Below are 14701 nucleotides of genomic sequence, written 5' to 3'. Positions count from 1 at the left end.
TTGTTTTATCAGGAAAACGAAACAGCGGCTAAGCCGCTGTTTTTTATATTGGGCTTTGTATAAGAAAAATATTTAGTGACGCGCTTCGCAACCTTCAATCCGCTTAATTAATAAACTGGTACGCTGAGTTAATATTATGTTAACGACTTGTTTATTAACTGGGGTTGTGATGACCAAGAATACTCATTTTAGAGGTGATGCATTGAAGAAGGTTTGGCTAAACCGGTATCCCGCCGATGTTCCGGCGGAGATCAATCCTGACCGTTATCAATCCCTGGTTGAATTATTTGAACACTCCACGGCGCGTTACGCCGACCAGCCTGCGTTTATCAACATGGGCGAGGTCATGACGTTCCGTAAACTTGAAGAGCGCAGCCGGGCGTTTGCGGCTTACTTACAGCAGGGGCTGGGGCTGCAAAAAGGCGATCGCGTCGCGTTGATGATGCCGAACCTGTTGCAATACCCGGTGGCGCTGTTTGGTATCTTGCGCGCCGGGATGATCGTGGTGAACGTCAACCCGCTTTATACGCCGCGTGAACTGGAACACCAGCTTAATGACAGCGGGGCTGCCGCGATTGTTATTGTGTCGAATTTCGCCCATACGCTGGAAAAGATCGTTGATAAAACGCAGGTGCGGCATGTCATTTTGACGCGCATGGGCGACCAGCTTTCCCCGGCAAAAGGGACGCTGGTGAACTTCGTGGTGAAATACGTGAAACGGCTGGTGCCCAAGTATCATCTGCCGGACGCCATCTCCTTCCGTCGGGCGCTGCAGACCGGTTACCGCATGCAGTACATCAAACCGGAAGTGGTCGCCGACGATCTCGCCTTTCTGCAATACACTGGCGGCACAACCGGCGTGGCAAAAGGGGCAATGCTGACGCACCGCAATATGCTGGCAAACCTTGAACAGGTGAACGCGACTTACGGGCCGTTGCTGCATCGCGGGAAAGAGCTGGTGGTCACTGCGCTGCCGCTGTACCACATTTTCGCCCTGACCATGAACTGCCTGCTGTTTATTGAGCTCGGCGGGCAAAACTTATTGATCACCAACCCGCGCGATATTCCGGGGCTGGTGAAGGAGCTTGGCAAATATCCGTTTACGGCCATGACCGGCGTGAATACGCTGTTCAATGCCTTGCTCAATAACGACGATTTCCGCAAGCTGGACTTCTCCTCGCTGCACCTGTCCGCCGGTGGCGGGATGCCTGTTCAGCAGGCGGTTGCCGATCGGTGGGTGAAATTAACCGGGCAGTATCTGCTGGAAGGTTACGGTCTGACCGAATGTGCGCCGCTGGTCAGTGTGAACCCGCATGATATTGACTACCACAGCGGCAGCATTGGCCTGCCGGTTCCCTCAACGGAAGCCAAACTGGTCGATGACGACAACAATGAAGTCTCACCTGGCGAACCGGGCGAGTTGTGCGTGAAAGGGCCGCAGGTGATGCTGGGATACTGGCAGCGCCCGGACGCCACGGATGAGATCCTGCGTGACGGCTGGCTGCACACTGGCGATATTGCGGTGATGGATGACGAAGGCTTCCTGCGCATCGTCGATCGCAAAAAAGATATGATTCTGGTTTCCGGTTTTAATGTCTATCCGAATGAAATCGAGGATGTGGTGATGCAACATGCCGGCGTGCAGGAAGTGGCGGCTGTCGGCGTACCGTCGGAAAACAGCGGCGAAGCGGTGAAGATTTTCGTGGTGAAAAAGGACGCCTCGCTGAGCGAAGAGGCGTTGATCGCTTTCTGTCGCCGTCAACTGACCGGATATAAAGTGCCGAAGCTGGTTGAATTTCGCAATGAACTGCCAAAATCGAATGTCGGTAAGATTTTAAGGCGAGAATTGCGTGACGAAGCGCGTGGCAAAGTGGACAATAAAGCCTGAGCTATGCGTGAGTCCCCTAACGCCGGTTAAGCCGGCGTTTTTTATGGGCGCAACTAAAGAGAAAATGACGTGAATTACCAGATGATAACGACGAACGATGCGCTGGCAGCAGTATGTGAAGCCGCCCGCGCATTTCCAGCGATTGCCCTGGACACCGAGTTTGTCCGCACCCGCACCTATTATCCGCAACTGGGGTTGATCCAGTTGTATGACGGTGAACATGTGGCGCTGATTGATCCGCTGACCATCACCGACTGGACGCCGTTTCGCGATTTGCTCATCAACACCGCCGTGACCAAATATTTGCATGCGGGAAGTGAAGATCTGGAAGTGTTCCTCAATGCGTTTGGCGTACAGCCACAGCCGATGATTGACACGCAGATCCTCGCCGCGTTCTGCGGCCGCCCGCTGTCGTGGGGCTTTGCAGCGATGGTGGAAGAGTTTACCGGGCTGGTGATTGATAAGAGCGAATCCCGTACTGACTGGCTGGCGCGTCCGCTGACCGAACGCCAGTGCGATTACGCCGCCGCCGATGTGTGGTACCTGCTGCCTATCGCCGGTAAATTGCTGGCGGAAACCGATCAAGCGGGAAGACTCGATGCCGCGCTGGATGAGTGCCGCCTGATGATGCAACGCCGCCAGGAAGTGTTAGCCCCGGAAGAGGCGTGGCGCGAGATTACCAACGCATGGCAATTACGTACGCGCCAGCTTGCCTGTCTGCGCTTACTTGCCGACTGGCGGCTGCGCAAAGCGCGTGAGCGCGATTTAGCCGTTAACTTTGTGGTGCGTGAAGAGAACCTGTGGGCCGTGGCGCGTTATATGCCTGGCAGTATGGGCGAACTGGACAGTATTGGTCTTTCCGGGAGCGAAATCCGCTTCCATGGCAAAACGCTGCTGGCGCTGGTTGCGCAGGCGCAGGCATTGCCGGAAGAGGCGCTGCCAGAGCCGCTGCTTAATCTGATGGATATGCCGGGTTATCGTAAAGCGTTCAAAGCTATCAAAGCGCTGGTGCAGACCATCAGCGAGAGTCAGGGTATTAGCGCTGAGCTGCTGGCATCACGCCGGCAGATTAATCAATTACTCAACTGGCACTGGAAATTGAAACCGCAAAATTCGTTGCCGGAATTAATTAGCGGCTGGCGTGGGGAATTGATGGCCGATCAGCTGAAAATATTACTTGCGGAATACCCGCGTTAAATACTGTAAATAAATACAGCTTATTTGCGGAAATAAAATAAAAAAGGCAGAAAATATTCTGCCTTTTTTTATCCCGGTACCTGGGAAATCTATTTTGTCTCTTCGGTTTCCGGTAGGGTGACGTTCAGTTCCAGAATGGAAATATCATCCCCTTTTTGCTCCAGTTGCACCGACACCATTTCCGGATCGATTTGCACGTATTTGCAGATCACTTCCAGAATGTCCCGCTTCAACTGCGGTAAATAATGCGGTTCAGCATCGCTGCGGCGGCGTTCAGCAACAATTATCTGCAGACGCTCTTTCGCAATGCTAGCGGTGTTCTTTTTTCTGGAGAGAAAAAAGTCGAGTAATGCCATAACTTATCCTCCGAACAGGCGTTTGAGGAAACCTTTCTTCTCTTCTTCAATGAAGCGGAAAGGACGATCTTCTCCCAGCAGACGTTCCACGGCATCGGCATAAGCTTTGCCGGCGTCAGCATTGGTATCCAAAATAACCGGCTCACCCTGGTTCGACGCACGTAACACCGACTGATCTTCCGGGATCACGCCAATCAGTTTGATACGCAGGATTTCCAGTACATCTTCCATACTGAGCATGTCACCACGGTTTACGCGACCCGGGTTATAACGGGTGAGCAGCAGGTGCTCTTTAATCGGCTCTTCGCCATTTTCCGCGCGGCGGGATTTCGACGCCAGAATACCGAGAATTCGGTCAGAGTCGCGCACGGAAGAGACTTCCGGGTTGGTGGTAATAATCGCTTCATCAGCGAAGTAGAGCGCCATCAATGCGCCTGTCTCAATGCCTGCCGGGGAGTCGCAGACGATAAAATCGAAGTCCATTTTCTTCAGGTCTTCCAGCACTTTATCGACGCCTTCGCGAGTCAGAGCGTCTTTATCACGCGTTTGCGATGCCGGGAGAATGTAGAGGTTTTCAGTGCGTTTATCTTTGATTAACGCCTGATTGAGTGTGGCATCGCCCTGAATAACGTTAACGAAATCATAAACCACGCGGCGCTCACAGCCCATAATCAGGTCGAGGTTACGCAGGCCGATATCGAAGTCGATAACGACGGTCTTTTTGCCCTTCTGGGCTAAACCAGTAGCGATGGCCGCGCTGGAGGTGGTCTTGCCAACGCCCCCTTTACCCGAAGTAACAACAATAATGCGTGCCATAGGAGTTCCTTGTTAAAAGGGCTTAATTTAAGGGTTGAATTGTCAAAGCGTCGTTGGCCAACTGCAAACGCGCCGCTTTGCCATAAAATTCGGCCGGGATCTGATCGCTCAGCCAGTATTCCCCCGCAATGGAGACCAGCTCCGGCGTGAGATGAGAACAGAATATTTGGGCGTCTTTATCGCCACTGGCGCCTGCCAGCGCCCGGCCGCGCATCATGCCATAGACATGAATATTGCCATCGGCGATAAGCTCTGCACCCGCGCTGACGTGGCTGGTCACAATCAAATCACAATTTGGCGCATAAATGCGCTGGCCGGAACGCACCGGCGCGTCAATTAAGCGTGTTTTTGTGATCGGCGCCGCAACCGGCGTCGGTTCCGGTGCGCGCTCGTTACGCGCTGCTTTCTCTTTTCCTTCCGTCAGCAGCGGAAGACCGGCGCGTTCAACTTCAGCCTTCAGTTCTGGATCTTTGCAACCGCTAATGCCAACCACATGTAAATCTGTCGTGGTAATAGCCTGCAACAGCGCGGGCCAGTTAACAGCGCCTTCCAGCGCGGAAACATTGACAACAATAGGAGCGTGCAGCAAAAAAGCGGGAGCCTGAGCGATTTTGTCTTCTAACGCCTGACGAATAACCTCGGGTTTTGCATCATGCAAGTGAACCACTGATAAGGTAAAACTACTGCCTTTTAGCTCGATGGGCGTATTTGACATCCTGACCTTACTCATTTTGCTATTATCACCCGCATCTTGAGTGATATTCCGAAGACTATCAGGCATGTTATAGTCACTATTATTTTCAGGCAAGTAACCTCCCGATAATTCCGAGTAAAAGTATGTTTTGTGTGATCTACCGAAGTGCCCGACGCGATCAGACTTATCTGTACGTCGAAAAAAGAGACGATTTTTCCCGCGTGCCGGAAGCATTAATGCAAAGTTTCGGTCAGCCTCAGTTGGCAATGATTCTGCCGCTCGATGGCCGTAAAAAATTAGTCGGCGCAGATTTAGAAAAAGTAAAAGAGGCGTTAATTTCGCAGGGCTATTATTTGCAACTTCCTCCGCCGCAGGAAAATTTATTGAAGCAGCATCTCGCCGCTCAGGGTAAAGAATAATCCTACGACAATAACGGCGGATCGCTCCGCCGTTTCTTAATTATGGCTATTGTATCGCCGTAACATATTGGCATTTGACAAACCGCCGGGTGGCGCGGATAGTCATTTTTCGCTCATGTTCAATGTGTTACCGGAGGTCGTACACCATGTATCAACATCATAACTGGCAGGGCGCTCTGCTGGATTTCCCGGTGAGTAAAGTGGTTTGCGTTGGCAGCAACTATGCGAAACATATTAAAGAGATGGGGAGCGCTACCCCGGAAGAGCCGGTACTGTTTATTAAGCCCGAAACGGCGTTGTGCGATCTTCGCCAGCCGCTGGCGTTGCCGCAGGATTTTGGGTCGGTTCACCATGAAGTTGAGCTGGCGGTGCTGATTGGTGCAACGCTGCGTCAGGCGACGGAAGAGCATGTGAAAAAAGCGATTGCCGGTTATGGTGTCGCGCTCGATCTGACGCTGCGCGATCTGCAAGGCAAAATGAAAAAAGCCGGGCAACCATGGGAAAAAGCGAAAGGGTTTGATAATTCCTGCCCCATTTCAGGTTTTATCCCGGCGGCGGAATTCCAGAGCGATCCGCAAAACACCACGCTTGGGCTGAAAATCAACGGCGAAGTGCGCCAGCAAGGCACCACGGCGGATATGATCCATAAAATTATTCCGCTGATTGCCTATATGAGCCGCTTCTTTACCTTAAAAGCCGGCGATGTCATTCTGACCGGCACGCCAGAAGGGGTAGGGCCATTGAACAGTGGTGATGAGCTGGAAGTGAGTTTCGACGGGCTTTCGTTGACGACTCGCGTCCTTTAAAGCAGTTTGCCGCCTTTCCTGGCGGCAAAACTTGCATCCGCATGCCAGACTGGTTATAAGGTGCACCCTGGATTTCAACGGCGGATTTCATCATGAGCGACACTCCTTTCTGGCAAAGCAAAACCCTTGAGCAAATGACGGACGCGGAGTGGGAGTCGCTGTGCGATGGCTGCGGGCAGTGCTGCCTGCATAAGTTAATGGATGAAGACACTGACGAAATCTATTTCACCAACGTTGCCTGTCGCCAGCTAAACATAAAAACCTGCCAGTGCCGCAACTACGAACGCCGCTTCGAGTATGAGCCGGACTGCATCAAGCTGACCCGTGAAAATCTCCCCACTTTCGAATGGCTGCCGCCAAGCTGCGCTTATCGCCTGCTGGCGGAAGGAAAGGCGTTGCCGCTGTGGCACCCGTTGCGTACAGGCTCGAAAGCCGCCATGCATGCCGAGCGTATTTCGGTGCGCCACATTGCGGTGAAAGAGTCAGAAGTCCGCGACTGGCAGGAGCATATTCTAAATAAACCGGAATGGGCTGACTAACAAAAACGTCATGCATAACCGGTACAGTCAGGAGCCAGCAGGGCAGGGAAAAGTGAAGAACCGCCTTCTTGTCACGCGGGCGCTTCAGGGTCAGTAAGATGACGAACGTGATGAGCAAAGAGGCCAGCAACAGCCCGCTAAGAAGCGTACTGGCGGCCGCGATAAGCAGAGCAATATAGAGAATAAAAGAAGAGACAATGGCGAACAGCCTTATCTTTTGCGTAAAAAAGAGCGTACCTGAAGCGAAGTCAATAAGTGCGATAACTCCAGCCACCCGAATCGTCCTTTTCCCTGCCAGTATTCATCTTTGCGGATGTTGCCTTGATCCTGAATCAGTCAAAAAAACGCTCCCGAAGGAGCGTTCTGTTAGCGACCAAACAGGTCGCGTTTTTTTGGTTTGAACGGCTGGGCAATCAGCACCAGCAGTGCAACAACCAGATAGGCGACAAAAATGCCCAGCAACCATTGTGGCATTTCCAGCGTCAGGAATGACCACTGGCGCTCGGCACAGTCACCAGAAGCAACAAACACCTGCGGCAGCCATTTATCCAGCGGCAGCCAGCCCGGAAAACGAGCGGCAAAATCGCAGGTCATAAACGGCGAAGGATGTAACTGGATCATGGTATGTTCCCAGGCCAGCTGGATGCCACGCCACGCGCTGTAGATCCAGATAGCCAGAGCGACATAACGTAATGGTGTTTTCGGCGCAATGGCTCCGACAATACCCGCGCCCATTACGCCAAAGAGCGCACTGCGTTCATAAATGCACAGGACGCAAGGTTTAAGCAGCATGACATGCTGGAACCACAATGCGACCATTTCCAGCGCAAACGCTGTTAGCGCCATCAAAAGCCAGGCGCCGCGCCCGCGTGAGCACCCGTTTAAATATCGCAACATAATCATTTCCCTGGGAGATGCGTAGACAAAGCAGTGTAAACGAAATCATTGCGCAGGCCACTAGCGGGCAAGAAAATAATGCGTAATCGAATGTTTATCATGCGAAAAGTCAAACCTGGCAACAAAGTGCTGCCATTTACGCAACAAAATATCCTCCGTGCTGCGGGGTAAATATTGCGCATCAAAGCCCTGTTACTTTTACGGATAAGTGTTGTTAAATCGCCAAAATGGATCCCCGATCCCCTTTTTTCTTCATGAGGTACGCTACCTGCACCGGGTGCGGTCTGGTATGATGAATGTCCTTTGCTTAGCTGTGTAATGGAAATCTCTCTATGGTCATTAAGGCGCAGAGCCCGGCGGGTTTCGCGGAAGAGTACATCATTGAAAGTATCTGGAATAGTCGCTTCCCTCCGGGGTCGATTCTTCCGGCTGAACGCGAACTCTCTGAACTGATTGGCGTCACTCGTACCACATTGCGTGAAGTTTTACAGCGCCTCGCCCGTGATGGCTGGCTGACAATTCAGCACGGCAAGCCGACGAAAGTGAACAACTTCTGGGAAACCTCCGGGCTGAATATTCTGGAAACGCTGGCGCGTCTGGATCACGAGAGTGTTCCGCAACTGATCGATAATCTGCTTTCAGTGCGTACCAACATTTCCACGATTTTTATTCGCACCGCGTTTCGTCAGCATCCGGAAGACGCGCTGAAAGTACTGGCCAGCGCGCGTGAAGTTGAAGATCATGCTGATGCCTTCGCTGACCTCGATTACAACATTTTCCGCGGTCTGGCATTTGCGTCCGGTAACCCAATTTATGGTTTGATCCTTAACGGCATGAAAGGGTTGTATACGCGAATTGGTCGCCACTATTTCTCAAGCCCGGAAGCCCGCAGCCTGGCGCTCGGTTTCTACCACCAGCTGGCGCAAGTGTGCGAACAGGCGCAGCATGACAAAGTCTACGAAGTTGTGCGCCGCTATGGTCATGATAGTGGTGAGATCTGGCATCGGATGCAGAAAACGATGCCGGGTGATTTAGCCTTACAAAGCCGATAAGCAAAGAAAACCCCTCAGCAGAGGGGTTTTTCATTACAGGCTGTTGGCGCGCGGCGGACAACGCTCCAGTAACTCCACACTGCCATCTTCGTTTTGCTGTTCCAGCAACACATCAAAACCCCATAAACGATGCACATGTTTCAGCACTTCGCGGCGCCCCTTATCCAGCGGCGCACGGTTGTGCGGAATATAGCGCAGCGTCAGTGAACGGTCGCCGCGCAGATCCACATTCCACACCTGGATGTTTGGCTCAAGGTTGCTGAGATTGTATTGCGAGGAGAGTTTCGAGCGGATCTCCCGGTAACCCTCTTCATTATGGATAGCGGCAATCTCAAGATAATTGTTACGGTCATCATCCAGCACGGTAAAGAAGCGGAAATCACGCATGATCTTCGGCGACATAAACTGGCTGATAAAACTCTCATCTTTGAAATCGCGCATCGCGAAATGCAGCGTTTCCAGCCAGTCCGAACCGGCAATATCCGGGAACCAGTAACGGTCTTCATCCGTTGGCGACTGGCAAATACGCTTAATATCCTGGAACATCGCAAAGCCCAGCGCATACGGGTTAATGCCGCTGTACCACGGGCTGTTATAGGGCGGCTGGAACACCACGTTGGTGTGGCTGTGCAAAAATTCCAGCATAAAGCGGTCGGTCACTTTGCCCTCGTCATACAGGTGGTTAAGGATGGTGTAGTGCCAGAACGTCGCCCATCCTTCGTTCATCACCTGCGTCTGTTTTTGCGGATAGAAGTACTGGCTCACTTTACGCACGATGCGCAGGATCTCGCGTTGCCACGACTCCAGTAACGGCGCATTTTTTTCCATAAAGTAGAGCAAGTTTTCCTGCGGCTCCGCCGGGTAGCGACGCGCCTGCGCGATGGTTATTTCTTCTTCGCGTTTGGGCAGCGTACGCCACAGCATATTCACCTGGCTTTGCAGATACTCTTCACGGCTTTTCTGCCGTGCTTTCTCCTCCTGCAACGAGATTTTCTGCGGACGTTTGTAGCGATCGACGCCGTAGTTCATCAGCGCGTGGCACGAGTCGAGTAACTTTTCCACTTCGTCCACACCGTAGCGTTCTTCGCAATCGGTGATGTATTTACGCGCGAAAATCAGGTAGTCGACGATTGAGCTGGCATCGGTCCAGCTTTTGAATAAATAATTGTTTTTAAAGAAAGAGTTATGTCCATAGCAGGCGTGCGCCATCACCAGCGCCTGCATGGTAATGGTGTTCTCTTCCATCAGATAAGCGATGCAGGGGTTAGAGTTGATGACTATCTCGTAGGCCAGCCCTTGTTGCCCATGCTTATAAAGCCGCTCGGTTTCGATAAATTTCTTCCCGAACGACCAGTGAGGGTAATTGATCGGCATGCCGACGCTGGAGTAAGCGTCCATCATCTGCTCTGAGGTGATCACTTCGATTTGGTGCGGATAGGTATCCAGCCGATAAAGTTTCGCCACCCGGTCAATCTCCGCCAGGTAATCATCCAGCAGTTCGAAAGTCCAGTCGGGTCCATCGCTCAGACGAATAGAATCCTTATTCATTGAGTCAATCGTAGCCATTAGCGCGCCCTCGTTGTTAACGACACTCTCTGTATGGAGCGTCTCATTTCAAGCATAGAACACGCAATTAAATCTGTACCTAAGCCATAAATTTTTCTTCGCGATTTTTCATCATATCAACGGCGTAAATAGCAAGTGTTTCGAAATATTATGCTGCGGCGAAAAGTCGCGCAGCAGGAGATGCTAAATAACAGAAACCCTTGTCATACGGCGAAGCTGTGAGGAAGCTCACCATAAAAAAGCCATATGTTGAATAATATTTTCATCTGGGTTATCAATTTGTAATCAGATGATCGTGCTTTACTCACAGGAGAGGGATATGCGAGTTGTTGTGTTAGGAAGTGGCGTGGTGGGTGTCACCAGCGCCTGGTATTTACGCCAGGCCGGGCATGACGTCACGGTGATTGATCGCCAGCCGGGTCCCGCGCAGGAAACCAGCGCCGGTAACGCCGGGCAGATCTCACCAGGCTACGCTGCGCCCTGGGCGGCGCCAGGTGTGCCGTTAAAAGCCATTAAATGGATGTTCCAGCGCCATGCGCCGCTCGCAATCAGCCTCGACGGCACCTCATCGCAACTGAAATGGATGTGGCAGATGCTGCGCAACTGCGACACGCGCCACTATATGGAAAATAAAGGCCGCATGGTGCGTCTGGCGGAATACAGCCGTGATTGCCTGAAACTGCTGCGCGAAACTACCGGTATTCAGTATGAAGGGCGGCAAGGCGGTACATTGCAGCTGTTTCGCACCGCCGAGCAGTACGAAAACGCCACGCGTGATATTGCCGTATTACAGGATGCCGGCGTGCCTTATCAGCTGCTGGAGTCTGCGCGGCTGGCGGAAGTCGAACCCGCGCTGGCGGAAGTTGCACACAAACTGACCGGCGGTTTGCGTCTGCCAAATGATGAAACCGGCGACTGTCAGCTTTTCACCCAGCAACTGGCGCAAATGGCGGCGCAGGCGGGCGTGGAGTTTCGTTTTAACACCCCGGTGGATCGCCTGCTGTACGAAGGCGAAAACATCTACGGTGTGAAGTGCGGAGAAGAGGTGGTCAAAGCCGACGCGTACGTGATGGCATTTGGCTCGTGGTCTACCGGCTTACTGAAAAACATCGTCGATATCCCGGTATACCCGCTGAAAGGTTATTCATTAACGATCCCGATTGCCGAAGAAGACGGCGCACCGGTTTCAACGATCCTGGATGAAACCTACAAAATTGCCATTACCCGCTTTGATCAGCGTATTCGCGTCGGCGGCATGGCGGAAATCGTTGGCTTTAATACGGAACTGCTGAAACCACGCCGCGAAACGCTGGAGATGGTGGTGCGCGATCTCTTCCCGCGTGGCGGATTTGTCGAGCAAGCAACTTTCTGGACCGGCCTGCGCCCCATGACACCAGACGGTACGCCCGTTGTCGGACGCACGCCGTATAAAAACCTGTGGCTGAACACCGGGCACGGTACCCTTGGCTGGACGATGGCTTGCGGTTCCGGCCAGCTGTTAAGCGACCTGATGTCCGGCAGTACTCCTGCGATTGCTGCTGATGATTTAAGCGTGGCGCGTTATTCGCCTGGCTTTACCCCTGTGCGCGCGCACCATTTACACGGTGCTCATAACTGATTCGAAGAAGGAATAGGAATGTCTCGTCCGGTTCTCGCCACGCTTGATTTAACGGCGCTGAGCAATAATTTACAGGTTATGCGCCGCGCGGCACCTGCCGCAAAAGTCTGGTCGGTTGTAAAGGCGAACGCCTATGGTCACGGTCTGGATCGCATCTGGCGCGCGCTCAACAGCACAGATGGCTTCGCGATGCTCAATCTTGAAGAAGCCATTTTGCTACGCGAACGCGGCTGGAAAGGGCCGATTCTGATGCTGGAAGGGTTTTTCCATGCCGACGAACTGCCGCTGTTTGATAAATATCGCCTGACGACCAGCCTGCACAGCAACTGGCAGATCAAAGCCTTGCAGGACGCGCGTCTGCAAGCGCCGCTCGACGTTTATCTGAAGATCAACAGCGGGATGAATCGTCTCGGCTTTATGCCTGAACGCGTGCACACCGTGTACCAGCAACTCAATGCCTTAACCAATGTGGCAACCGTGACGCTGATGTCCCATTTTGCTGAAGCGGAGCGGGCAGACGGTATCGCCGCGCCGCTGGCGCGTATTGAGCAGGCGGCGGAAGGCATTAACGCGCCGCGCTCACTGGCTAACTCCGCCGCCACGTTGTGGCATCCGGAAACGCACTATGACTGGGTGCGCCCCGGCGTGGTGCTGTATGGCGCTTCGCCATCGGGCGCGTGGCAGGATGTCGCCAACAGCGGGATCCGCCCGGTAATGACGCTGAGCAGTGAGATCATTGCCGTGCAGACGCTGAAAGCCGGTGAAACGGTGGGCTACGGTTGTCGTTACCGCGCGCAGAGCGAGCAGCGTATCGGTGTTGTCGCCTGCGGGTATGCCGACGGCTATCCGCGCATCGCGCCTTCCGGCACGCCAGTGCTGGTGGATGGCATTCGTACCGGCATTGTTGGCGCGATCTCAATGGATATGCTGACGGTGGATTTAACCCCGTGCCCGCAGGCCGGGATTGGTACGCCGGTTGAGCTATGGGGTAACGAGATAAAAATCGATGAAGTGGCGGCGGCGGCCGGAACAGTAGGGTACGAATTGATGTGCGCCCTGGCGCCGCGCGTGCCTGTTGTGACGGTGTAACTTAACGCGAGGCGGTTATTCCGCCTCGTCTTCCGCCACGCGAACGCCGACTTTCAGTACCGCATTATCGGCTTTTTCCGCCACCGTCCAGATCATCCCGGCGAACTCTACCTGATCCCCCACGACCGGCGCGGCACCCAGCAGTTGCTGCACAATATCGCCCAGCGTTTGCTGGCTTTCACGATACTCCAGCCCCTCTTCCAGACCGTAAATCAGCGCCACATCGGCAAATTTAGCATCCGCTTCAAGAATAAAATCACCGAAGAAGCGCTGATCCAGCGCCACCGGCGGAGACTGGCTAAACAGTTTCCCGAGCGCGGGGAGATCGCTTTCGCGACCAATCACGCATAACACATCGCCTTCACGCAGCCGGGTACTGCCGGTCGGGTGCAGAAGGCTGTTGTCACGAAACAGTGCGGCAATACGCGTATCCGCAGGCATGTGTAAATCACGCAGCGCAGCCCCCACGCACCATTTATCCGCACTGAGTTGATAAACAAACTGCTCAAACGGATTGTCCGGGTGAATATCCAGACCGACGCGGGAGACCGGCCAGCCAACCGGTGGCACGACAACTTTGGCTTTTTTCGCCGCCCACGAGAGCGACGTTCCCTGAAAAAGCAGCGAGATTAACACCACGAAGAAGGCGACATTAAAGAACAGGCGCGCGTGATCAAGCCCGGCCATCATCGGGAAGGTGGCGAGAATAATCGGCACCGCGCCGCGCAACCCCACCCAACTGATAAAAATGCGTTCGCGCAGGTTAAAACCGCGAAACGGTAACAGGCTGGCAAACACGGACAGAGGACGAGCAACAAAAATCATCCACGCCGAGAGGATGAGTGCGGAAACCGCAATCGGCAACAGATCAGACGGTGTGACTAACAGACCCAGCACTAGGAACATGGCGATTTGTGCCAGCCAGGCCAGGCCATCGAAATTTTGCAGGATACCGTAACGGTTGCGGATAGGGCGGTTGCCCAGCACAAAACCACACAGATAGACCGCCAGAATGCCGCTCCCGTGCAGGGCTGTGGTTAAGGCGAAAACCAGAATCCCGCCGCTCAGTGCCAGCAGCGGATAAAGGCCCGGCGGCAGAGAGATGCGGTTAATCATCTGCTGCAACAGATAGCCGCCCAGGCCGCCGAGCAGAATACCGAGGCCAAACTCCCGCACAATATGCACGAGGAACATGATGTCGATGTCGGCCGTGTGCTTCTGGATCATCTCAATCAGCGTGATGGTAAGAAACACCGCCATCGGATCGTTGCTGCCGGATTCGATTTCAAGGGTAGAACCGACACGCTCGTTCAGCCCTTTACCGCCGAGCAGCGAGAACACCGCGGCGGCATCGGTGGAGCCAACAATCGCGCCGATCAAAAAGCCTTCCATAATGTTGAGCTTGAACAGCCAGGCGGCCATCATCCCGGTTAAACCGGAAGTGACCAGCACACCAATAGTCGCCAGGGAAAGCGCGGGGCCAAGCGCGACGCGAAACGAGCTGGCGCGGGTACGCATGCCGCCATCGAGTAAAATGATCGCCAGCGCGAGGTTACTGACCATGTAAGCAAAAGGGTAGTTATCGAACGGAATACCGCCGATACCGTCAACACCGGCCAACATACCGATTGCCAGAAAGATAACCAGAATGGGAATACCAAGGCGGGAGGAGAAAGAACTTAATAAAATACTGCAGGTTACAAGAACTGAACCCAGAATAAACAGACTGATTATCGCCTCAGCGTCCAATGGTGTGCTTCTCCT

General features: G+C 53.5%; 14 protein-coding genes. 8 read left to right on the top strand and 6 right to left on the bottom strand.

Annotated elements, in window-relative coordinates:
* Window positions 1-202 precede the first annotated feature (202 nt).
* Together fadD and rnd are read left to right on the top strand one after the other, a co-directional pair.
* Window positions 203-1888 (top strand): long-chain-fatty-acid--CoA ligase FadD, encoded by a 1686-nt coding sequence (gene fadD / locus DFO56_RS11230; protein ID WP_020454073.1) that lies wholly within the window; start codon window positions 203-205, stop codon window positions 1886-1888.
* A gap of 69 nt (window positions 1889-1957) precedes the next feature.
* Complete coding sequence (gene rnd, locus DFO56_RS11225; RefSeq protein ID WP_114413865.1) at window positions 1958-3085, top strand: ribonuclease D; 1128 nt, start codon at window positions 1958-1960, stop codon at window positions 3083-3085.
* Between the two features lie 89 nt (window positions 3086-3174).
* On the opposite strand, the gene minE is transcribed toward rnd, so the two are convergent.
* The 3 genes from minE to minC are packed head-to-tail and all read right to left on the bottom strand — an operon-like array spanning window position 3175 to window position 4972.
* A complete protein-coding gene (gene minE / locus DFO56_RS11220) occupies window positions 3175-3441 on the bottom strand; it encodes a cell division topological specificity factor MinE (RefSeq protein WP_017456990.1) in 267 nt (88 codons plus the stop codon).
* Window positions 3442-3444: 3 nt separating this feature from the next.
* On the bottom strand, window positions 3445-4257 hold the full coding sequence (minD, locus tag DFO56_RS11215; protein WP_017456991.1) for a septum site-determining protein MinD: 813 nt from the start codon (window positions 4255-4257) through the stop codon (window positions 3445-3447).
* 22 nt (window positions 4258-4279) lie between these two features.
* The gene (gene minC, locus DFO56_RS11210; protein WP_020454071.1) at window positions 4280-4972 is read right to left on the bottom strand and encodes a septum site-determining protein MinC; all 693 of its coding nucleotides are present in this window, start codon (window positions 4970-4972) and stop codon (window positions 4280-4282) included.
* Window positions 4973-5094: 122 nt separating this feature from the next.
* Between minC and DFO56_RS11205 the strand changes: the two genes are divergently transcribed.
* The 3 genes from DFO56_RS11205 to DFO56_RS11195 all read left to right on the top strand — a co-directional run bounded on the left by DFO56_RS11205 (window position 5095) and on the right by DFO56_RS11195 (window position 6715).
* Window positions 5095-5370: a YcgL domain-containing protein gene (locus DFO56_RS11205; protein ID WP_045509846.1), complete on the top strand. Its 276-nt coding sequence runs from the start codon at window positions 5095-5097 to the stop codon at window positions 5368-5370.
* A gap of 146 nt (window positions 5371-5516) precedes the next feature.
* On the top strand, window positions 5517-6176 hold the full coding sequence (locus tag DFO56_RS11200; RefSeq protein WP_045509843.1) for a fumarylacetoacetate hydrolase family protein: 660 nt from the start codon (window positions 5517-5519) through the stop codon (window positions 6174-6176).
* A gap of 92 nt (window positions 6177-6268) precedes the next feature.
* The gene (locus tag DFO56_RS11195; RefSeq protein WP_020454068.1) at window positions 6269-6715 is read left to right on the top strand and encodes a YcgN family cysteine cluster protein; all 447 of its coding nucleotides are present in this window, start codon (window positions 6269-6271) and stop codon (window positions 6713-6715) included.
* Between the two features lie 366 nt (window positions 6716-7081).
* Here DFO56_RS11195 and dsbB read toward each other — a convergent pair whose 3' ends face one another.
* Window positions 7082-7612 (bottom strand): disulfide bond formation protein DsbB, encoded by a 531-nt coding sequence (gene dsbB, locus DFO56_RS11185; protein ID WP_016495635.1) that lies wholly within the window; start codon window positions 7610-7612, stop codon window positions 7082-7084.
* 332 nt (window positions 7613-7944) lie between these two features.
* Here dsbB and fadR point away from each other — a divergent pair, with 332 nt between their 5' ends.
* Window positions 7945-8664: a fatty acid metabolism transcriptional regulator FadR gene (gene fadR / locus DFO56_RS11180; RefSeq protein WP_016495636.1), complete on the top strand. Its 720-nt coding sequence runs from the start codon at window positions 7945-7947 to the stop codon at window positions 8662-8664.
* A gap of 33 nt (window positions 8665-8697) precedes the next feature.
* Here fadR and DFO56_RS11175 read toward each other — a convergent pair whose 3' ends face one another.
* Entirely contained in the window at window positions 8698-10230 is a 1533-nt protein-coding gene (locus tag DFO56_RS11175) for a SpoVR family protein (protein WP_016495637.1), read from the bottom strand.
* Window positions 10231-10507: 277 nt separating this feature from the next.
* Between DFO56_RS11175 and DFO56_RS11170 the strand changes: the two genes are divergently transcribed.
* Both DFO56_RS11170 and dadX read left to right on the top strand, forming a co-directional pair.
* Window positions 10508-11848 (top strand): D-amino acid dehydrogenase, encoded by a 1341-nt coding sequence (locus tag DFO56_RS11170; protein ID WP_327062256.1) that lies wholly within the window; start codon window positions 10508-10510, stop codon window positions 11846-11848.
* A gap of 18 nt (window positions 11849-11866) precedes the next feature.
* Entirely contained in the window at window positions 11867-12937 is a 1071-nt protein-coding gene (gene dadX / locus DFO56_RS11165) for a catabolic alanine racemase DadX (RefSeq protein ID WP_045509836.1), read from the top strand.
* 15 nt (window positions 12938-12952) lie between these two features.
* Here the strand turns inward: dadX and DFO56_RS11160 are convergent, their stop codons facing one another.
* A complete protein-coding gene (locus DFO56_RS11160) occupies window positions 12953-14686 on the bottom strand; it encodes a potassium/proton antiporter (RefSeq protein ID WP_016495640.1) in 1734 nt (577 codons plus the stop codon).
* Between the last annotated feature and the right edge of the window lie 15 nt (window positions 14687-14701).

Origin of the sequence: Kosakonia sp. AG348 (genome assembly GCF_003337365.1) — a bacterium.
Taxonomy (GTDB): Bacteria; Pseudomonadota; Gammaproteobacteria; order Enterobacterales; family Enterobacteriaceae; genus Kosakonia.
This window is presented reverse-complemented; position numbering and strand designations above follow the sequence as displayed.

What these genes read in the sequence shown, in the direction of transcription:
- minE (WP_017456990.1), bottom strand. Translation starts at nt 3,441, where the DNA reads ATGGCATTACTCGACTTTTTTCTCTCCAGAAAAAAGAACACCGCTAGC.
- minD (WP_017456991.1), bottom strand. Translation starts at nt 4,257, where the DNA reads ATGGCACGCATTATTGTTGTTACTTCGGGTAAAGGGGGCGTTGGCAAG.
- minC (WP_020454071.1), bottom strand. Translation starts at nt 4,972, where the DNA reads ATGTCAAATACGCCCATCGAGCTAAAAGGCAGTAGTTTTACCTTATCA.
- DFO56_RS11205 (WP_045509846.1), top strand. Translation starts at nt 5,095, where the DNA reads ATGTTTTGTGTGATCTACCGAAGTGCCCGACGCGATCAGACTTATCTG.
- DFO56_RS11200 (WP_045509843.1), top strand. Translation starts at nt 5,517, where the DNA reads ATGTATCAACATCATAACTGGCAGGGCGCTCTGCTGGATTTCCCGGTG.
- DFO56_RS11195 (WP_020454068.1), top strand. Translation starts at nt 6,269, where the DNA reads ATGAGCGACACTCCTTTCTGGCAAAGCAAAACCCTTGAGCAAATGACG.
- dsbB (WP_016495635.1), bottom strand. Translation starts at nt 7,612, where the DNA reads ATGTTGCGATATTTAAACGGGTGCTCACGCGGGCGCGGCGCCTGGCTT.
- fadR (WP_016495636.1), top strand. Translation starts at nt 7,945, where the DNA reads ATGGTCATTAAGGCGCAGAGCCCGGCGGGTTTCGCGGAAGAGTACATC.
- DFO56_RS11175 (WP_016495637.1), bottom strand. Translation starts at nt 10,230, where the DNA reads ATGGCTACGATTGACTCAATGAATAAGGATTCTATTCGTCTGAGCGAT.
- dadX (WP_045509836.1), top strand. Translation starts at nt 11,867, where the DNA reads ATGTCTCGTCCGGTTCTCGCCACGCTTGATTTAACGGCGCTGAGCAAT.